Origin of the sequence: Nonomuraea sp. NPDC049784 (assembly GCF_040659615.1) — a bacterium.
Lineage (GTDB): Bacteria > Actinomycetota > Actinomycetes > Streptosporangiales > Streptosporangiaceae > Nonomuraea.
This window is the reverse complement of sequence record NZ_JBFAMX010000191.1, coordinates 1-17,531: the sequence shown is the minus strand read 5'-3', so window position 1 is coordinate 17,531 and position 17,531 is coordinate 1. Positions and strand designations below refer to the sequence as shown.

The window sequence follows — 17,531 nt, the reverse complement described above, 5'->3', positions numbered from 1 at the left end:
CCACCAGCTCGTCCAGCGGATACTCCTCGGCCAGCGGTGACAGCGCCGCCACCGCGGCCGCGGCGTCGCGGCCGGTCATCGCCCGTGCCCAGCGCAGCAGGGTCTCCCTGCGTTCGTCGCGCAGGCGGTGACGGGCTCGTTCGGCCCATTCGCCGGGCAGCCCGGTCAGCGGATCGCCGCGCCACAGCGCCAGAGCCTCACCCAGCGGCAAGGCCGGGTCCGGCTTGGCCGTCGCCTGATCGGCGAGGCAGCGGAACCGCGACACGTCCACCGCGGACTCGTCCACATCGAGCAGATAGCCCCCGAGCCGGCGGACGACGGCGCCGTCATCGGCGAGTACGTCCCGCCGGATACGTGTGATGATCGTGTATAAGGTGCGCCGCGCGCCGGGCGGAACCTGCTCACCCCAGACCCGGGCGAGGAGCGACTCGACGGACACGACCCGGCCGACCTCCCACGCGAGCGCGGCGAGAGCGAGCGCGACCTGCGGCGGCCGCACGGGCCGCATCTGCCCCGAGCGCTCCACCTCCACCGGTCCGAGCAACCGAATCAGCACGACGGTCCACCTCCCTGCCCGTGGATCTTCGAGCGTAACGAGACCATGGGGCACGCGGTAGGCAGCCGCCATCATCGCAAGGCCCGGCGAGGAAGGTCATGAGCCGGATCAGAGCGACAGCGCGGGCTCCATGACCTCGGCGGGGCAGAGCCGGCCGATCACCGCGCGCACCTGGGCGCGCAGGGCGGGATCCGTGAGGTGGCCGTCCTCGTCGAAGTGCGGGCAGGCCGGGGAGATCACCAACTCGTCCCCCATCACCACGGCGCCCGCCGCCTGGAGGTGCTTGTACAGCTCCGCCTGCGCCCACATCGCGCCGCACGCGCGGGCGCTCGCGCTTATCACCGCCACGTGCTTGCCCGACAGCCTGTCCCGCGCCGACAACCAGTCCAGCGCGTACATCAGCTCCGCCGGCAGCAGGCTGTGCTCGGGGGCGGTCAGCAGCACCGCGTCGGACGACGCCACCAGCCCGATCAGCTCGCCGGCGGAGGCCGGCACGGGACCGCGCGCGTACGGCGGGATCTCGCCCAGCCCGGGCCACACCGCGAAGTCGACGCCCAGGGGCAGCTCACCGCCCGCCGCGTCCAGCAATTTGTTGATAAAAGACCCCGCGTGCAGACTGGCGGCGATCCCGATGATTTTCACCCTCTGCTCCCATAGGGTTCCGGTTAGTACACAGAACCTGCCCGATGCCGCGGATGTCCAAGACCAGCTCCCGGTCAAGAGGCGCACACGCTTTGCCGCATGATGGAGCGATGGAGTACACCCGCGTAGGCGCGTCAGGGCTGAAGGTGTCGAAGATCGGGCTGGGCATGATGTCCTACGGGGATCCTGCGAAGGCGCCGTGGTTCCTGCCGGAGGAGGGCGCAGAGCCCATCGTGCGCCGGGCGGTCGAGGGCGGGGTGACGCTCTTCGACACCGCCGACATGTACTCCGCCGGGGTGAGCGAGGAGATCACCGGAAGGCTGCTGCGAAAGCTGTTCGCCAGGCGCGAGGAGTACGTGGTGGCGACCAAGGTCTGCTTCCCCATGGGGCCGGGGCCGAACGATCGCGGGCTCTCGCGCAAGCACGTCCTCGACTCCGTGGACGGCTCGCTGCGGCGGCTCGGGACCGACTACATCGATCTCTACCAGGTCCACCGCTGGGACTCCGAGACCCCCGTCGAGGAGACGATGGCGGCGCTGGACGACGCCGTGCGGGCGGGCAAGGTGCGCTACACCGGGGCCTCACTCATGTACGGCTGGCAGCTGGCCAAGATGCAGCACACCGCGCGGCGGGCGGGCGGGACGGCGTTCGTGTCCATGCAGACGCGCTACAACCTGGCCTACCGGGAGGAGGAGCGCGAGGTCATCCCGTACTGCGCCGACGCGGGGCTCGGCGTGCTGGCGTACAGCCCGCTGGCGCGCGGGCTGCTCACCGGACGGGAGAGCGCCGGCACCGTCAGGGGGACGCACGAGGGGCGGGCGCCGGAGAGTGAGGCGGTCGTGCGGGCGCTGACCACCGTCGCGGACGGGCGCGGCGTGCCGCCCGCGCAGGTCGCGCTGGCCTGGCTGATCGGCAAGGGGACCGTGCCGCTCGTCGGCGCCACCAAGGCGCGGCACCTGGACGACGCGCTGGCCGCGGTGAAGCTGCGGCTCAGCGCCGCCGAGATGGCCGCGCTGGAGGCGCCCTACCGGGCTCGCGAGCCGTTCGGTTACGATTGGTGATCGTCTGAGGCGCGCGGGCGGCGGAAGATCACGGCCAGTACGCGCAGCACCAGGATGGCGGCGATCACCAGCAGGTTGTAGCCGATGAGCTGGAACAGCGAGGTGTTCCCCAACGCCGGCGGGCCGCCGGCCGTCCCGAGGAGGATGACCGCCATCACCCCGGCAGTGGCGCCGAGCACCGTCAGCAGCACCTGGTGGAGCAGGCCCGTCACGTAGCCGCGGTCGCGGTCGTCGGCGAGCAGCCGCACATTCATGGTGAACCGGCCGTGCTCCGCGGCGCTCGCGATGCGCTCGACACGGCGCGGCAGCCGGCGCAGCATCGGCAGCAGCGCGGCCAGCTCCTGTGTGACGGACTCCTTGATCGTCTCTGGGGTGATCCGCTCGGCGAGATGGCGCCCGGCGAACGCCCGGGCCTCGCCGATGAGGTCGAACCCGGGCGAGAGGCGTACGAGCGTGCCCTCCAGCGTGGCCAGCGCGCGGAAGACGGCGGCCACCTCGGGCGGGATCGACAGCCCGTACGCGGAGACGATCTTGAACAGGTCGGTGAACAGCTGCACGCTGTCCATGCCGGGCGCCAGATGCCTGGCCATGAACTGGCCGAGCGCCCGCTCTAATGCGGCCTCGTCGATGTCCTCCGGCCTGGGCACCACCTCCAGCAGCGCGTCGGTGACGCCCAGGGGGTCCTGCCGGTTCATGGCGAGCAGGAAGCGCTGCAGCGCCGAGCGCACCGAGCCGTCGAGCCGGCCGACGGAGCCGAAGTCGAGCAGCCCCAGCGTGCCGTCCTCGAGCAGCATGAGGTTGCCGGGATGCGGGTCGGCGTGGAAGACGCCCTCGACGAGGATCTGCCTGAGCAGGCAGGCGAGCAGGTCGCGGGCCAGCCCCGGCCCCTGCTCGGGTGTGGCCGTGGTGACCGGTCTGCCCGACAGGCGGCCCATGACGAGCACGCGTTCGGTGCACATGGCGCTGATCGGCGCGGGGTAGGTGACACCGCCGCCGTTGGAGGCCGCGACGGCCGCCATGTTGGCCGCCTCCACGCGGAAGTCGAGCTCCTCGCGGATGGCCGTCGCGAAACCCTCGGCCAGGTCACGCAGGCCGAGCGAGCGGCCCCAGCGGGTGCGCGACTCGAGCGTGGCCGCCAGCCGCCTGACGATGTCGAGGTCCTTGGCGACCATCGACCGGATCCCGGGCCGCCGCACCTTGACCACGACGCTCTCGCCGGTGTGCAGGCGGGCGGTGTGGACCTGCCCGATGGAGGCGGTGGCCAGCGGCGTCCTGCCGAACTCGGCGAACACCTCCTCCACCGGCCCGCCCAGCTCGGCCTTGAGCACCGGCTCGATCTGCTCCCAGGGCGCCGGGGCGACCTGGTCCTGCAGCCGTCCCAGCTCCTCGACGAACTCGGCGGGCAGCAGGTCACGCCGGGTGGACAGGACCTGGCCGAGCTTGACGAACGTGACCCCGCCGTCGTCGAGCGCCTCGCGCAGCGACCTGGCCAGCCGTACCTTGCCCGAACGGTCTTCCAGCCGCTCGCCCCGGCCGCGCAGGTACGGGCCGAGGCCGTGCCTGATCGCGATCCTGGTGATCTGCGAGTAGCGCCTGGACCGGGAGACGCGGCCGCGGACGGACCTGATCAGCTCCAGCGGCCCCGGCACCGAGCCCGGCGGCGCCAGTGCCTCGGCGATCACCAGGATCACCATGGGGATCAGCACCACGGACATGACGATGAGCAGCAGGATCCCCAGAGCCGGCGCGGCCGGCGGATGCTCCCGGTCGACGGGGCCGATCGAGGACAGGATCGGCTCCAGCAGCGGCTGCGCCAGCCCGAAGGCGACCAGCGCGGCCAGGAACGTGCGCAGCCTGCCGAACCTGACGCCCAGCAGGCGCTGCGCCGCTGTGGCCAGACCGAGGATCATCAGGAGCGTGAAGGCACCGAGAAGCAGCTGGGTGGGGAGATCCATAGGTGAGGATCATTCCACGGCGGCGGCGCCCCGTCCTCGCTGACCGCGGCCCGCTGGAAGGGTCAGCGTGCGGCCGCGGCGCGTGCCCGGCGCTCCTCCCGGCGCTCGACGAACCTGGCGGCCGTCGCCTCGGTCTTGGCCAGGAACGCGGCCAGCTCCTCGCGGGCCTTCTCGCCCTCGGCGCCCAGTCCGGTCTTGTCGAACACCGACCACTGCCGCAGTACCGGCATCAGCACGTCGTCCAGGTGGAGGCGCAGGTCGTAGATGCCCTCGTTGGCGATGATCATGGCCTTGCGGGCGAAGCCGTCGATGCCCGTGCCCGGCATCTGGAACGTGGTGACGACGTCCGTCACCGCGCGCATGGTCTGGCCGGGGTCGAGCTCGAAGGCCGCCTTGAGGAGGTTGCGGTAGAAGAGCATGTGCAGGTTCTCGTCGGCGGCGATCCTGGCGAGCAGCCGCTCGCAGCCCTCGTCGCCGGAGGCCCTGCCGGTGTTGCGGTGCGCGATGCGGGTGGCCAGCTCCTGGAAGGAGACGTACGCGAGCTGCCCGAGCATGGTGCCGTACTCGCTGGTGAAGCCGTTCTCCATGTGGTGCATGCGGGCGCGCTCGAGCGCCACGGGATCGACGGCGCGGGTGACCGTGAGGTAGTCGCGGATGGCGGTGCCGTGGCGGTCCTCCTCGGCCGTCCACCGGTGCACCCAGGTGCCCCAGGCGCCGTCGCGGCCGAACGTGGTGGCGATCTCGTGGTGGTAGCTGGGCAGGTTGTCCTCGGTCAGGAGATTGACGATGAGCGAGATGCGAGCCGCCTCGGGGATCTTCGAGTCGCCTTCCTGCCAGGCCTCGCCCCCGTAGATGCCGTCGAAGTCGCGGCCCTCGCTCCACGGGATGTACTCGTGCGGGAACCACTCCTTCGCCATAGTGTGATGGCGGTCGAGCTCCACGGCCACGACGGGCTCCAGCTCGTGCAGCAGCTCCGTCTGAGTCATCGCCATAAAAGATCTTCTCCTTCAGGTTACGGTACCGTAGGTTAGGCTACCCGAAGGACATACCGGTCAAATAGGGTGGCTGTATGCGACCCAGTGTCCGCGGTGTCCTACTCGACCATCATGAACGACTGGTGCTCTTCCGGCGCACGGTTCCCGGACGTGACATTTACTGGACCATCCCCGGCGGGCATGTCGAGCCCGGCGACGCCACGCTGGAGCACACCCTGCACAGGGAGTTGCTCGAGGAGCTGGGCGCGACGGTCTCGTCGGTGACGCCGCTGGTCACGGTGTCGTACCCGTGGCAAGGCGGGGTCAAGACGCAGCACGTTTACGGCTGCCGCCTGGTGTCCATGGATCCGGGGCTGCGGCACGGGCCCGAGTTCGAGGATCCGTCGAGGGGGTTGTACGAGGTGGAGCGGGTGCGGCTGGACCGGTCGGAGATCACCTCACGCCACCTGATCCCCGAGGCGGTGGCCGGCTACCTGTCCGAGCACATCACCGCCCTGCCCCGCCTGATCACCTAGACGAGTAGTCCGATGTGTTCGGTCGCATGTGGTGCCTGACTGGACGGTGGGCGTGCTGGTTTCTCAGCGATGCTGGCGGCTGCGTGCCACGACGGTGGCATGCTCCTCGCTATGCATGAAGATCCGCAGGACAAGACAACACCGGGTTTGTGGGGGCGTATCGCATGCACCTGGGCGGTCGCTTTCGCTGTGCTTCATTTCTACTGGGCGCTGGGCGGCGGGTGGGGCCTGATCGTCTCGGCGGGACCTCTGGCCGTAGAACGCCCTGGGTGGTTCGTGATGGTGGGCCTGTGGGGTGTGGGAATGCTGTGCCTTGTCGGCGGCGTGCTGGGATGGCTTCTCGCCCGGCCGCGGCCTGGTGGCCTGGGCGGACGGGTGATCAAGGCGCTGGGCTGGTGCGCTTGCGCTGTGCTGCTCGTGCGCGGCATCGCCGTGGAGGTGCTGTTGCTGACTGACGCAGCGGGCCAGGGGATAGACGTAAGCCCGCAACAGCGGCTATGGACGCTGGTGCTGTGGAACCCCTGGTTCCTGGTCGGCGGTCTTGCCTTCGGCCTGGCCGCACGGGGGTTCACAGGAGCGAAGGGCCCGAGTAGCGGTGCCGCCTGACGATGCGTCGGGGAACGCGAAGAGGGTGTCCAAGATCGTTGTGTGACGAGTGACCTGGACACCCTGCTGACCGCGCTGTACGTGAAGGTCGATGACGAGCTGGAGACCTTCCCGAAAGGTCCTCGCCGACGTGCGGTGGGTGGCGGAGGAGCTCGGGTCGGTCGCGGTGACGCGGGGTCAGGGATCGCGGCGCATGCGCTTCAGGTCGGCGCGGTGCTTCTTGGCGGCGATGCGGCGCTCGACGGCGCCGCGGCTGGGCTTGGTCGGGCGACGGCGCCGCGGCGGCGGGGCGATGGCCTCGCGCAGGCGCTGTGCCAGCCGGTGCGCCGCGGCCTCCCTGTTGCGTAGCTGGGAACGGTATTCGGAGGCGGCGATCGTGATCGTGGGAGCGCCCAGCCGTTCGAGCGCCCTGGCCTTCAGCGCGGGCGAAAGCGCGGTGGTCGCGGCCACGTCGAAGGTGAGCTCCACGCGGCTGTCGGTCGTGTTGACGCCCTGGCCGCCGGGGCCCGACGAGCGTGAGAAACGCCAGACGAGCTCGGCGTCGGGAATGACGACCGAGTCGTTGACGATCAGCGGGCCGGGCATGATTGGAGCTCCTGTTCTCCTTCTTCGAATGGTGTCACCGTATATGAGCGACATATGCCGCTCGCAACGGCATTTTCAATCACTGCCGTCACTGCGAATATGGAGGGAACGTCCCGCAGGAGAGGCGAAATTCCATGCAGCCACCCTCGGCCGCGCAGGTTGTCCTGACCGTGGTGTTGGCCATTGTCTCCGCTGTCGGATTCCTGCTCCTGCGATGTCAGGGCAAAGGACGTCCGTTCGGACCGGCGGGGCGCCGGCTCGCCATCGCCATCACCACGCTGACGGGGTGCCTGTCCGCCGCGGTCGCGCTGGTGAGCGGAATGGTCCTGAGCGAGAACCTCGCCACGGTGCTGGGCGCCGTCGCGCCGAGCGGGCTGTGGCTGAGCCAGATGCGGGGCAAGGAGGGCGAGCGGCGCTCGCCGGCGCGGGAGGCGGCGACGTTCTGGCTGGTGTCGCTGCTGGCCAGGCTCGACCAGGCGATGGCCGAGGACCAGCGGATCTGGTGCGAGAAGCGGGTGGACGACTCGTGGAACGTCTACGAGCTCAGCCTGGCCGCGCATCGCTACCATGCCCGGATCGCCGAGCGGCTCCCGCCGGAGGAGCGCAGGCGGGAGCGGGTGCACGCCAGGCTCGACGCGATCGAGCGGCGGCTGGACGTGGCGGCGCTGGTCGAGGACGGGGCTTCGCGCTCGAAGGTCGTCACGGCGCTGAACGGGTCGCGGCACACGCGGCTGGCCCGGTACGAGCGGTATCTGAATGACCTGACGCGGCTGCACGGGGTGCTCAGACATGATGCGGAGGCCGAGCTGCTGCGGCTGCTGGCGTGTGCGTACCGTGCCGGATACCGGTCGCTGCCCGCGTTCGTGCCGCACACCGGCGCCCGGCACGACGACGAGGTACGCACGAGATGAGGCGGGTGCGGCCTCAGGCGGGGTCGTGGAGCAGGATCTCCGAGTCCTCGGCGTCGCCGAGCGTGAACTCCAGGCGGGCACCGAGCGCGCCGACGACGGTTTCGAGCGTGCGGAGCGTCAGGTTCTCGTCGCCGGACAGGATCTGGCTCACCCGGCCCGCGGAGACGCCCATCGACGCGGCCAGGTCGGCACGGGAGATCTTGTGCTCCCGCATGTACCAGGTGATCTCATCCACGACGTTCTGGGCGAGACCGCCCACCTCGTCGCGCGGGCTCCGTCGGAAGGCCATCACGGTCTCGCTCTCGACGCTCAACTACAGGGTCGTCTACAGATATCCCCACTTTAGCTCTACCTAAATCTTTAGGCAAGCCTAAAGTCGGTGGCCGCCGGCCCGTCGTTGAGAGCTCTCCCGCCGCCGTCGGTGACCGTGCTTTGGGGGATGAGGGGGCGGGACGGCCGCCGGCGGCGCGGACGCCGGGCGATGCCTTCTCGATGGCGGACTGCAAGGGGCGTGTGCCACTATCGCGCGTAAAGATCACGGGGTGGGGAGGCGCTGTGGCCGGGATCGTCGGCGTGCACGGGATCGGCAAGTACAACTACTACCTCGAGGCCGGGCGGTCCGAGGCCGGGGCGGCCGAGGCGATGCGGCTCAAATGGGACCGCTACCTGCACGTCGCGCTCGGGGGCGAGACGCGGGCGTACTTCAGCGAGATCGCCTATTTCTCGCACCACCTGAACGACGGCAGGCGCGGCGGCGACGCCGCGAGGTCCTCCGCGGCCATGGAGATGCAGGCCCAGCAGGTGCTCGTCGGCTGGGCGAAGAACCTGGGCGTGGGGGAGCACGTCACGGGGGCGCTCAAGTCGTTCACCGGCTGGCTGCTGGACAAGCTGGACGGCAGGTCGGCGGCGTTCGCCAAGTTGTTCGCGCCGGAGGTGGCGGCGTACCTCACCGATCAGGCCAAGCGCGAGAAGTGCCGGCAGGTCGTCGCCGACGTGATCAGGAAGCACCGGCCGAAGGTGGTGATCGCCCACTCGCTCGGCAGCGTCGTCACGTACGAGACCCTCTGGGCGAACCCCGACCTCCAGATCGACCTCCTGATCACCCTCGGCAGCCCTCTTGGCATGCGCAACGTCGTCTTCGAGCGCCTCCTGCCCGCCCCCATCAACGGCCGCGGAGAGCGCCCCGAAGGCGTCAAACGCTGGGTGAACATCGCCGACAAGGACGACATCGCCGCCATCCCGCCCAACCTGGCCGTCAGCTTCACCGGCGTGGACGTCGAAGAGCTGGTCAACCTGGACTGGATCGACTTCCACACCGTCGAGAAGTATCTAGGCTGCCCGGCGCTGGACCCGCATCTGCGACCATTCCTGGCATGACGTGGATTGTCTTCGACTACGGCGGTGTCCTGTCCCTTCCCCAGCCCGAGTCCGACGCCGAGGCCATGGCGCGCGCGGTGGACACGGACCCCGAGGCCTTCAAACAGGGCTACTGGGAGCACCGGCTCGACTTCGACCGGGCGAGCCTGAGTCCGTCGGCCTACTGGTCGGCGGTGGTGGACCGGCCCGTGACCCAGGCCGAGGTCGCCCGCCTGGTCGCCATGGACGTCGCGAGCTGGGCGTACCCCAACGTGGGCACGGTCGCCCTGCTCGGCGAGCTGATCGAGGCGGGACGGGACGTGGCGCTGCTGTCCAACGCGCCCGTCTGCATCGGTGACGGCCTGGACGAGCTGCCCTGGATCGCGGCGATCGGCCACCGCTTCTACAGCGGCAGGATGGGCCTGGTGAAGCCCGATCGGGAGATCTACGACGAGGTCGTCCGGGCGCTCGGCGCCGACCCGTCCGAGATGGTCTTCATCGACGACCGCAAGGAGAACATCGAGGGCGCCGAGCGCGTGGGCATGACCGGCGTGCACTTCACGGACGCCGCCGCCCTCCGCGACACGCTCTCGGGGGCCCTGTGAAATAACGTTGTGAGACCTCGCGAACAGGACGACTGATGCTGTTCATCCGCTCTTGACTCGGCGGTCACGGCCGAGTCAGCGCGGGCGGACATACCTGTGAACGTGGACCGCAGAGCCTTCCTGACAGCGGCGACAGCCGGACTCCTCCTCCCTCAGACGGCCACCACCCCGGCGGCGGCCAGAACCCTCAGATCCGACCCCTTCACGCTGGGCGTGGCCTCGGGCGACCCGTCGGCCGACGGCTTCGTCCTGTGGACCAGGCTGGCCGTGGACCCGCTGGGCGGCGACGGCCTCGGTGGCATGCCCGCCCGCGACATCGACGTGGACTGGCAGGTCTCGGCCGACGAGCGCTTCTCCAAGATCATCAGGTCCGGCACGGCCACGGCCAGGGCGCGTGACGCCCACAGCGTCCACGTCGAGCTGGACGGGCTGGAGCCGGGGCGCGACTACTTCTACCGGTTCAGGAGCGAGGGCAGGCTCTCGCAGGCCGGCCGCACCAGGACGACGCCCACCGGGGAGACGCCGCTCACATTCGCGGTCGCGGCGTGCGCGCACTACGAGCACGGCTACTACACCGCCTACCGCCGCCTGGCCGAGCAGGAGCCGGAGCTGGTGGTGTTCCTCGGCGACTACATGTACGAGTACGGCCCCAGCGGCTACACGGCGCTGGCCGGTCGCGTACGCACCCACACGCCGGGCAAGTGCGAGACGCTCGCCGACTACCGGCTGCGGCACGCCCAGTACAAGAGCGACCACGACCTGCAGGCCGCGCACCTGGTGGCGCCCTGGCTGATGTCGTTCGACGACCACGAGATCGAGAACAACTGGGCCGGCTCGGTCTCCAGCACGGGGGCGCCCGGCTTCACCAGGCGCAGGGCGCAGGCGTTCAGGGCGTACTACGAGAACATGCCGCTGCGCCGCGCCAGCCTCCAGGGGGCGGTGCTCCGGGTGAACCGGCGGATCTCCTGGGGGACGCTCGCGCGCTTCCACCTGCTGGACACCCGTCAGTTCCGCGACGACCAGGCCTGCCTGGACGGGGTGCGGGCCGGGTGCGACGACCGGCTGGCGTCCGGGCGCACGCTGCTCGGGGCCGACCAGTGGCGCTGGCTGGAGAGCGGGCTGAGCGGCTCGGACACCCGCTGGAACCTGCTCGGGCAGCAGATCATGATTGCGCAGCGCGACTACAAGGTCGGGCCGGGGCGGGAGGTCAACCTGGACTCGTGGGACGGGTACGCGGCCGAGCGCACGCGCCTGCTCGGGTCGCTGGCCGGGACGTCGAACCCGGTGGTGCTGACGGGAGACGCCCACATGCACCACCTGGCCGAGCTCAAGACCGACTTCGACGACCCGGACTCGCCGGTGGTGGCCAGGGAACTGGTGGCCTCGTCGATCGCGAGCGACGGCGACGGGTACCGGGACCGGACGTGGATCGCGGAGGCGCTACAGGAGAATCCACACATCTCCTTCATCGACCAGCGGCGCGGGTACCTGATGGCGCGGCTGACCCGTGACGAGCTGTCCGTCGATTTCCGGACATTGGATTACATTTCCCGCCGCGGTGCTCCGGCCAAGACCACCCACCGCCTCACCCTCCCGGCCACCACCGGTGCCGCGGCCGCCGGCCAGGCGGGCGCCCCGCGCGTTGGCTGAACGTTCGCTGGGAGCGGGCTGAGGATTCGCTCAACCGCGGGCACGCCTACCACGCCCGCCGGGGGCGCCGGATGGCACCCGCCGGAGGGCGCGCCGGGTCCGGGCGCGCCGCACGCACGCCGGACCCAGGGCCCGGCAGGAGGCGTGCCGGGCCGGTCCTAGGCTCAGGCGCCCGGCCGGTCCTGCTCCGGCACAGGCGCCCGGCCGATCCTGGTGCCGACTCAGGCGCCGGGCCAGCTCGCGTCGGGGAACTCGCCGGATGTGGTGCCCGACATGACCACCTCCTCGCTCTCCTGCAGACCCGAGGTGACCTGCACGTACTGGTCGCCGCGCACCCCCGTCCGCACCACCTTCGCCGCGTCCCGGCCGCCGGAGCGCACCGTGACCACCTGCGTGCCGTCCGACCTGCTGCGTACCGCGGCGGCGGGCACGTAGATCGCGTCCTTGGCCTCGCCGGTGGTGACCGTCACCGAGGCGGTCTGCCCGAGCATGAGGCCGGTGGGCGGCTCGTCGAAGGCGAGGGTGACCGAGTAGCGGACGAGCTGGCCGTCCACCGTCGCGGTCGGCGCGATGGCCGTGACCGTTCCCTGGTAGTGCTCGCCGTTCCGCGTGGCCAGGGTGATCTGGGCCTTCTGGCCGAGCTTGAGCCGGTTCACGTCGGACTCGGTGACCATGGCCTGGACCTGCAGCTCGTTGAGGTTGCCGAGGCTGATGAAGGTGCCGGTGCCCGCCGTGTCGCCGGCCGCGCCGGCCACCGACAGGACCGTGCCCGCCGCCGGCGCCACGATGCGGGTGGCCCGTACGGAGTCGGCCGCCTGCTCGAGCGCGGCCTCGGCGCGGTCCACGTTGGCGGAGGCCTGCTCCTCGCTGATCCCGCCCTGGCCCTGGCCCGTCGAGCCCGTGCCCGTGCTCCGGCCGCAGGATCCCTGAGAGGACGGCCGGGCGGCGCCGGTCGGCTTGGTGCTGGGCCTGCCGCTCGGCTGGGCCGACGGCCTACCGCTGCCCGTGGGCTTGCCGCTCTGCGACGGTTTCGCGCTGGTGGATGGCTTGGCGGAGGGGGTGCTGGTTGAGGAGGGGCCGCCGCCGGGCTGGCCGGTCGCGCCATCGGAGGTGCCGCCGGTCGGGGTCCCGCCGCTGGGCGCGCCGCCGGTGGGAGTGGCGGTGACGGTCGTGGTGACGGTGGCCGTCACGGTCACCGTGACCGTGGGCTGGGGCTCGGGGCTCGGATCCGTGGGTTCGGAGGTCGGCGTGGCGGTGGGGTGCGGGGTGGAGGTGGGCACCGGGTTCGCGTTCAGGGAGGACGGCGCCGGCGGCCCGAGCTTGCCGTTCGCCGCGTTGCCGGTCGGCGTCGAGCCGCCGGTGGCGGATGTGGCGGCGCTCCCGGAGGGGGTGCACGTAGAAGTGGCCGGGGACGCGGCTGTCTCCTGGGCGTCGTTCAGGGTTTCCTGGGCGGCGGCCAGGTCGGCCTTGGCCGCCGTGTACGCCTCCCGGGCCGTGCGACTGTCGACCCTGGCCAGCACCTGGCCCTTCTTCACCTTGGTCCCGACCTTGACGTACACCTTGGTCAGCGTCCCCGAGGAGCCGAACGCGAGGTTCCTGCCCGAGCCGTCCACGGTGTTGCCCGCCGCGCTGACCGTGGCCGTGACCTGGCCGCGCTCAGCGGAGGCGAGCCGTACCTGGACGGTGGGCGGGGCGTCGTCGCGCAACGCCAGTGCCAGGCCGGTTCCGCCTACGAGCACGGCAAGGGCGAGCCCGCCCAGCGCGAAAGTCGGTCTCATGGCGGCCCATCATGGCGGAGGAGGTTCGTGCCAGGCTGCGAGCAGCCTAAGAGTTACCTGTGTGCCTGATGAGGCTCTGAGGTTGTCAGCGAACGTTCAGCTTGCTCGCGGCTCCGGCGCAGCATTGTGTGCAAGGGTCACCGCCTGTGAAGGTGTCCACAAGGCGCAGAGCGCTGATGACCAACGGAGCACTGGTGGTGCTCCTGCTGGGCGGTGCCGCGCTCGCCTACTCCCAGCTCGGCACGGGACAGGCGGCCGGTGAGACGACCGTCAGGACCGTGACCGCGAGCCGCGGCTCCGTGGTGGCCTCCGTGTCCGCGTCGGGCGCGGTGACGAGCTCCAAGTCCAGAGCGCTCTCATTCGGTACGACCGGCACGGTCGAGAAGATCTACGTCAAGGCCGGCGACAAGGTCGGCACGGGCGACATCCTGGCCAAGCTCGACGACGACGCCGCGCAGGAGAGTTTGTCGGCGGCCAAGGCCACGTACGACAGTGCCGTGGACGACGGGACCTCGACGGCCCAGCTCTACGCCTCCTACATCAAGGCCAGAAACGCCTACCGGGAGGCCCAGCGCACGGTCGCGGCCACGGTGCTGAAGGCGCCGTTCAAGGGCACGATTACGGCGGTGAACGGCTCGGTCGGCGGCGGCAGCTCCGGCTCCGGCTCAAGCTCGGGCTCCGGCTCGACTTCGGGCACGGGGCAGGGCACGGGCTCGTCATCCGGTACGGGCTCCAGCGCGGGTCAGAGCTCCAGCGGCTTCGTCGAGCTGGCCGACACCGGCAAGCTGCAGCTCGTGGGCACCTTCACGGAGTCGGACGTCGGCAAGCTCAAGCAGGGGCAGGAGGCCACGGTCACCTTCGACGCCCTGCCGGGCGTGACCGCGACGGGCAAGGTCACCCAGATCGAGCCGGTCGCCTCCACCAGCAACAACGTCGTGCAGTACCCGGTCACGGTCACGTTCACGAAGGTCCCGAGCCAGGTGCGGCTGGGCCAGACGGCCACCGTCCAGGTCGTGGTCGGCCAGGCCGACAACGTCATCGCCGTCCCCTCCACCGCGGTCTCCACCAGCGGCGGCCAGACCACGGTCACCCTGCTCAAGAACGGCCGGCAGACCAGGACCCCGGTCGAGGTCGGCGTACAGGGCACGAGCCTGACGGAGATCAAGTCGGGCGTGTCCGAAGGCGACCAGATCGTGCCCCCGGTGACCACGACGAACACCACGGGCGGCAACCTGCGCATCGGCGGCGGCGGGTTCCCCGCCGGCGGTGGCGGGCCCAATGGTGGCGGCGGGCCGGGAGGCGGGCGATGAGCGCCCCATCGACCGGTGCGACCCCGCCCGTCCTGCGGGTGCGGGACCTGGTCAAGGAGTACGGCGAGGGCGACGCCAGGGTACGCGCCCTGCGCGGCGTCAACCTGGACGTGGAGCGCGGTGACTACGTCGCCATCATGGGCGCCTCCGGCTCCGGCAAGTCCACGCTCATGAACATCCTCGGCTGCCTCGACATCCCGAGCTCCGGCACGTACCAGATCGACGGCGCCGACGTGGGACAGCTGGACGAGCACCAGCTCGCGATCCTGCGCAACCGCAGGGTCGGGTTCGTGTTCCAGTCGTTCAACCTGATCCCGCGCATGAGCGCGCTGGCCAACGTCGAGTTGCCGCTGGTGTACGGCGGCATCAGCCAGGCCGAGCGGCGCGCACGGGCGCTGGCCGCGCTGGAGCAGGTCGGGCTGACCGACCGCGTGCACCACGAGCCGAACCAGCTCTCCGGCGGTCAGCAGCAGCGCGTGGCCGTGGCCAGGGCGCTGGTCACGGCGCCTGCCCTGCTGCTGGCCGACGAGCCGACCGGCAACCTCGACACCGCCTCCACGAACGACGTCCTGGAGATCCTGGACCGGCTCAGCGAGTCGGGCCGCACGATCGTGCTCATCACTCACGAGAACGACGTGGCCGCGCACGCCAAGCGGGTGATCAGGCTGGTGGACGGCGAGGTCGTGGAGGACCGCCGCCAGGCCCCCGTGGACGGCCCGCCGCCGCGGCTGCCGGAGAAGGACCCGGAGAAGGACCCGGAGAAGGACGGGGCGGCGACCCGGTGAACCAGTTCGAGATCCTCCGCTTCGCGCTGCGCGGCCTGCTGGCCAACAAGATGCGCAGCTCGCTGACCACGCTCGGCATCCTCATCGGTGTCGCCGCGGTCATCATGCTGGTCGCCGTCGGCGAGGGCTCCTCGCAGAGCATCCAGCGCAACATCCAGCGCCTCGGCGCCAACACCCTGACGATCTCCCCGCAGTTCTCGGGGGGCGGCGGCGGTGGCGGCATGCGGGGATCCGGCGGTGGCGGGAACACCGGCCCACGCACCCAGGCCAGGCAGCTCGGCCTGGCCGACGCCAAGGCGCTGACCGACAAGACCCTGGCGCCCTCCGTCAGGAGCGTCTCGCCTGTCGTGACCGCTTCCTCCTCGACCGCCACGTACGGGGCCGCCAGCCACGCGATCTCGCAGTTCGTCGGCACGTACCCCAGCTACTTCGAGGCCGTGAACAAGCCCGTCACCAAGGGCACGTACTTCTTCAACGACGACGTGCTGGCCGCCAGGAAGGTCGTGGTGCTCGGCCAGACCGTCGTGGAGGAGCTGTTCGGGACCGTCGATCCGATCGGCAAGCAGGTCAGCGTGTCCGGCGTGCCGTTCACGGTCGTCGGCGTGCTCAAGGAGGCCGGGTCCACCGGCATGCAGGACGCCGACGACGTGGCCATCGCGCCGCTGCCCGCCGTGCAGCAGAGCCTGAGCGGGTTCGGCTCGCTCAGCTCGATCGTCGTCCAGGCGTCCGGGTCGGACGCCACGACAACCGCTCAGTCGGAGGTCACGGCTATCCTCAACCAACGGCACGGCATCACGAACGACAACCCCGACTACCGGATCCTCAACCAGGCCACCCTGCAGGAGACCGTCAGCCAGGCGACCGGCACCTTCACCGTGCTGCTGGGCGCCGTGGCCGCGATCTCGCTGCTGGTGGGCGGCATCGGCATCACCAACATCATGCTGGTGACCGTCACGGAGCGAACGCGCGAGATCGGCATCCGCAAGGCGATCGGCGCGCCCAGGAGCGCGATCCTGGGCCAGTTCCTGCTGGAGGCCACGTTGCTGAGCCTGGTCGGGGGGTTGTCCGGGGTGCTGGTGGCGTTCATCGGGACCAGGTTCACCGTCGCCGGCATCGAACCGGTCCTCGTGCCGTCATCGGTGGCGCTGGCGCTGGGCGTGTCGGTGGGGATCGGGCTGTTCTTCGGGAGTTATCCCGCCAACAGGGCGGCCAAGCTGAGGCCGATCCAGGCACTGCGCCACGAGTAAGGAGAATGACATGGCCCAGCTCGACTCCTCCCCCTACCCCGACGACCTGCGAGAGGAGCTCGCCGTGCAGCCCGGCAAGGGCCCGTCGAAGCTGACGTTGGCGCTGGCCGCCGGCGTCGTGCTGGTGGCGGGCATCCTCATCGGCATCCAGGCGCAGAACCTGTTCGGCTCGCCGTCCGCATCCGCCGCCGGCGCGCAGCTGCAGCGCCCCATGGGAGGCGGGTACGGTCAGCAGCAAGGCGGCTACGGCCAGCAGCGCAACGGTTTCGGGCAACCGCCCGGCTACGGCGGCGGCCAGCGGATGGGCGGCGGCGGGGGAGGCACCATGGGCACCGTCGAGAAGGTCGAGGGCGGCAAGATCTACGTCAAGACCATGGACGGCTCCACCGTCACGGTCACCACGAACGACCAGACCACCGTCCAGATCTCCAAGACTGGCAAGGTGTCCGACCTGCAGAGCGGCACCACGGTCGTGGTACGCGGCCAGCAGGGCGGTGACGGCTCGGTGGCGGCCACCTCGATCACCCAAGGAGGAGGCCCTCGATGAATGAGCCCGAGGCCAGGCTGCTGGTGGTCGACGACGAGCCCAACATCAGGGAGTTGTTCTCGGCCAGCCTGCGCATGGCCGGGTTCGAGGTGCTGACGGCGGCCGACGGCAAGGAGGCGCTGCGGGTGGCCGAGGAGAGCTCGCCTGATCTGGTGATGCTCGACGTCATGCTGCCCGATCTAGACGGCCTGGCGGTCGCGGGCAGGCTGCGGTCCCGCGGCCGCCGGGTCCCCGTACTGTTCGTGACCGCCAAGGACACGCCCGAGGACCGGATCGCGGGACTGGGGCTGGGCGAGGACTACGTGACCAAGCCGTTCAGCTTGGAGGAGGTCATCGCCAGGATCCGGGCGGTGCTGCGCAGGACCCGGCGCGGCACGCCGCCGCCCAACCGGCTGCGGGTGGCCGACCTGGAGCTGGACGAGGAGAG

The 17,531-nt window shown here is 70.6% G+C and carries 19 protein-coding genes; 12 read left to right on the top strand and 7 right to left on the bottom strand.

All coding sequences use genetic code 11. From position 1 onward, the window contains the following. A partial coding sequence (locus tag AB0J09_RS31500; RefSeq protein WP_360698862.1) for a BTAD domain-containing putative transcriptional regulator occupies positions 1-556 on the bottom strand: 556 nt, incomplete at its 3' end. A gap of 108 nt (positions 557-664) precedes the next feature. Continuing rightward, positions 665-1,198: an NADPH-dependent FMN reductase gene (locus tag AB0J09_RS31495; protein ID WP_360698860.1), complete on the bottom strand. Its 534-nt coding sequence runs from the start codon at positions 1,196-1,198 to the stop codon at positions 665-667. Positions 1,199-1,308: 110 nt separating this feature from the next. Between AB0J09_RS31495 and AB0J09_RS31490 the strand changes: the two genes are divergently transcribed. Beyond that, the gene (locus AB0J09_RS31490) at positions 1,309-2,259 is read left to right on the top strand and encodes an aldo/keto reductase (protein ID WP_360698858.1); all 951 of its coding nucleotides are present in this window, start codon (positions 1,309-1,311) and stop codon (positions 2,257-2,259) included. On the opposite strand, the gene AB0J09_RS31485 is transcribed toward AB0J09_RS31490, so the two are convergent. Both AB0J09_RS31485 and AB0J09_RS31480 read right to left on the bottom strand, forming a co-directional pair. Beyond that, positions 2,247-4,214, bottom strand: a complete 1,968-nt coding sequence (locus AB0J09_RS31485) for an AarF/UbiB family protein (RefSeq protein WP_360698856.1) — start codon at positions 4,212-4,214, stop codon at positions 2,247-2,249. The two genes, AB0J09_RS31490 and AB0J09_RS31485, sit on opposite strands and share 13 nt — an antisense overlap. Positions 4,215-4,276: 62 nt before the next feature. Continuing rightward, a complete protein-coding gene (locus AB0J09_RS31480; RefSeq protein WP_360698855.1) occupies positions 4,277-5,206 on the bottom strand; it encodes an acyl-ACP desaturase in 930 nt (309 codons plus the stop codon). A 77-nt stretch (positions 5,207-5,283) separates the two neighbouring features. Between AB0J09_RS31480 and AB0J09_RS31475 the strand changes: the two genes are divergently transcribed. Further along, complete coding sequence (locus AB0J09_RS31475) at positions 5,284-5,724, top strand: NUDIX hydrolase (RefSeq protein ID WP_360698853.1); 441 nt, start codon at positions 5,284-5,286, stop codon at positions 5,722-5,724. Between the two features lie 111 nt (positions 5,725-5,835). After that, positions 5,836-6,330: a DUF3995 domain-containing protein gene (locus tag AB0J09_RS31470; RefSeq protein ID WP_360698851.1), complete on the top strand. Its 495-nt coding sequence runs from the start codon at positions 5,836-5,838 to the stop codon at positions 6,328-6,330. 177 nt (positions 6,331-6,507) lie between these two features. On the opposite strand, the gene arfB is transcribed toward AB0J09_RS31470, so the two are convergent. Next, positions 6,508-6,915, bottom strand: coding sequence for an alternative ribosome rescue aminoacyl-tRNA hydrolase ArfB (gene arfB / locus AB0J09_RS31465; protein WP_360698849.1), 408 nt, complete (start codon positions 6,913-6,915; stop codon positions 6,508-6,510). A gap of 134 nt (positions 6,916-7,049) precedes the next feature. Between arfB and AB0J09_RS31460 the strand changes: the two genes are divergently transcribed. Then, positions 7,050-7,826 carry a hypothetical protein gene (locus tag AB0J09_RS31460; RefSeq protein ID WP_360698847.1) on the top strand — a complete coding sequence of 259 codons (777 nt, stop codon included), beginning with the start codon at positions 7,050-7,052 and terminating at the stop codon, positions 7,824-7,826. A gap of 13 nt (positions 7,827-7,839) precedes the next feature. Here the strand turns inward: AB0J09_RS31460 and AB0J09_RS31455 are convergent, their stop codons facing one another. Beyond that, positions 7,840-8,115 carry a helix-turn-helix transcriptional regulator gene (locus tag AB0J09_RS31455; protein WP_360698845.1) on the bottom strand — a complete coding sequence of 92 codons (276 nt, stop codon included), beginning with the start codon at positions 8,113-8,115 and terminating at the stop codon, positions 7,840-7,842. Between the two features lie 266 nt (positions 8,116-8,381). Between AB0J09_RS31455 and AB0J09_RS31450 the strand changes: the two genes are divergently transcribed. The 3 genes from AB0J09_RS31450 (at position 8,382) to AB0J09_RS31440 (ending at position 11,437) form a co-directional block, all read left to right on the top strand. Next, the gene (locus AB0J09_RS31450; protein ID WP_360698843.1) at positions 8,382-9,203 is read left to right on the top strand and encodes a hypothetical protein; all 822 of its coding nucleotides are present in this window, start codon (positions 8,382-8,384) and stop codon (positions 9,201-9,203) included. After that, a complete protein-coding gene (locus AB0J09_RS31445; protein ID WP_360698841.1) occupies positions 9,200-9,787 on the top strand; it encodes an HAD family phosphatase in 588 nt (195 codons plus the stop codon). Before AB0J09_RS31450 ends, AB0J09_RS31445 begins: the two co-directional genes overlap by 4 nt. Positions 9,788-9,889: 102 nt before the next feature. Further along, the gene (locus tag AB0J09_RS31440; protein ID WP_360698839.1) at positions 9,890-11,437 is read left to right on the top strand and encodes an alkaline phosphatase D family protein; all 1,548 of its coding nucleotides are present in this window, start codon (positions 9,890-9,892) and stop codon (positions 11,435-11,437) included. 221 nt (positions 11,438-11,658) lie between these two features. Here the strand turns inward: AB0J09_RS31440 and AB0J09_RS31435 are convergent, their stop codons facing one another. After that, the gene (locus tag AB0J09_RS31435; RefSeq protein ID WP_360698837.1) at positions 11,659-13,215 is read right to left on the bottom strand and encodes an efflux RND transporter periplasmic adaptor subunit; all 1,557 of its coding nucleotides are present in this window, start codon (positions 13,213-13,215) and stop codon (positions 11,659-11,661) included. Positions 13,216-13,391: 176 nt separating this feature from the next. Here AB0J09_RS31435 and AB0J09_RS31430 point away from each other — a divergent pair, with 176 nt between their 5' ends. The 5 genes from AB0J09_RS31430 to AB0J09_RS31410 form a co-directional block, all read left to right on the top strand. Next, on the top strand, positions 13,392-14,525 hold the full coding sequence (locus tag AB0J09_RS31430; protein ID WP_360698835.1) for an HlyD family efflux transporter periplasmic adaptor subunit: 1,134 nt from the start codon (positions 13,392-13,394) through the stop codon (positions 14,523-14,525). Continuing rightward, positions 14,522-15,310 carry an ABC transporter ATP-binding protein gene (locus AB0J09_RS31425; RefSeq protein WP_360698833.1) on the top strand — a complete coding sequence of 263 codons (789 nt, stop codon included), beginning with the start codon at positions 14,522-14,524 and terminating at the stop codon, positions 15,308-15,310. Before AB0J09_RS31430 ends, AB0J09_RS31425 begins: the two co-directional genes overlap by 4 nt. Further along, positions 15,307-16,557, top strand: a complete 1,251-nt coding sequence (locus tag AB0J09_RS31420; RefSeq protein ID WP_360698831.1) for an ABC transporter permease — start codon at positions 15,307-15,309, stop codon at positions 16,555-16,557. Before AB0J09_RS31425 ends, AB0J09_RS31420 begins: the two co-directional genes overlap by 4 nt. 10 nt (positions 16,558-16,567) lie before the next feature. Continuing rightward, on the top strand, positions 16,568-17,104 hold the full coding sequence (locus AB0J09_RS31415) for a hypothetical protein (protein WP_360698829.1): 537 nt from the start codon (positions 16,568-16,570) through the stop codon (positions 17,102-17,104). After that, a partial coding sequence (locus AB0J09_RS31410; RefSeq protein WP_360698827.1) for a response regulator occupies positions 17,101-17,531 on the top strand: 431 nt, incomplete at its 3' end. The genes AB0J09_RS31415 and AB0J09_RS31410, both read left to right, overlap by 4 nt.

Bases quoted from the DNA above. Each gene is read 5' to 3' on its own strand.
- AB0J09_RS31490 (WP_360698858.1), top strand. From the start codon at position 1,309: ATGGAGTACACCCGCGTAGGCGCGTCAGGGCTGAAGGTGTCGAAGATC.
- AB0J09_RS31485 (WP_360698856.1), bottom strand. From the start codon at position 4,214: ATGGATCTCCCCACCCAGCTGCTTCTCGGTGCCTTCACGCTCCTGATG.
- AB0J09_RS31480 (WP_360698855.1), bottom strand. From the start codon at position 5,206: ATGGCGATGACTCAGACGGAGCTGCTGCACGAGCTGGAGCCCGTCGTG.
- AB0J09_RS31475 (WP_360698853.1), top strand. From the start codon at position 5,284: ATGCGACCCAGTGTCCGCGGTGTCCTACTCGACCATCATGAACGACTG.
- AB0J09_RS31470 (WP_360698851.1), top strand. From the start codon at position 5,836: ATGCATGAAGATCCGCAGGACAAGACAACACCGGGTTTGTGGGGGCGT.
- arfB (WP_360698849.1), bottom strand. From the start codon at position 6,915: ATGCCCGGCCCGCTGATCGTCAACGACTCGGTCGTCATTCCCGACGCC.
- AB0J09_RS31460 (WP_360698847.1), top strand. From the start codon at position 7,050: ATGCAGCCACCCTCGGCCGCGCAGGTTGTCCTGACCGTGGTGTTGGCC.
- AB0J09_RS31455 (WP_360698845.1), bottom strand. From the start codon at position 8,115: ATGGCCTTCCGACGGAGCCCGCGCGACGAGGTGGGCGGTCTCGCCCAG.
- AB0J09_RS31445 (WP_360698841.1), top strand. From the start codon at position 9,200: ATGACGTGGATTGTCTTCGACTACGGCGGTGTCCTGTCCCTTCCCCAG.
- AB0J09_RS31435 (WP_360698837.1), bottom strand. From the start codon at position 13,215: ATGAGACCGACTTTCGCGCTGGGCGGGCTCGCCCTTGCCGTGCTCGTA.
- AB0J09_RS31430 (WP_360698835.1), top strand. From the start codon at position 13,392: ATGACCAACGGAGCACTGGTGGTGCTCCTGCTGGGCGGTGCCGCGCTC.
- AB0J09_RS31425 (WP_360698833.1), top strand. From the start codon at position 14,522: ATGAGCGCCCCATCGACCGGTGCGACCCCGCCCGTCCTGCGGGTGCGG.
- AB0J09_RS31415 (WP_360698829.1), top strand. From the start codon at position 16,568: ATGGCCCAGCTCGACTCCTCCCCCTACCCCGACGACCTGCGAGAGGAG.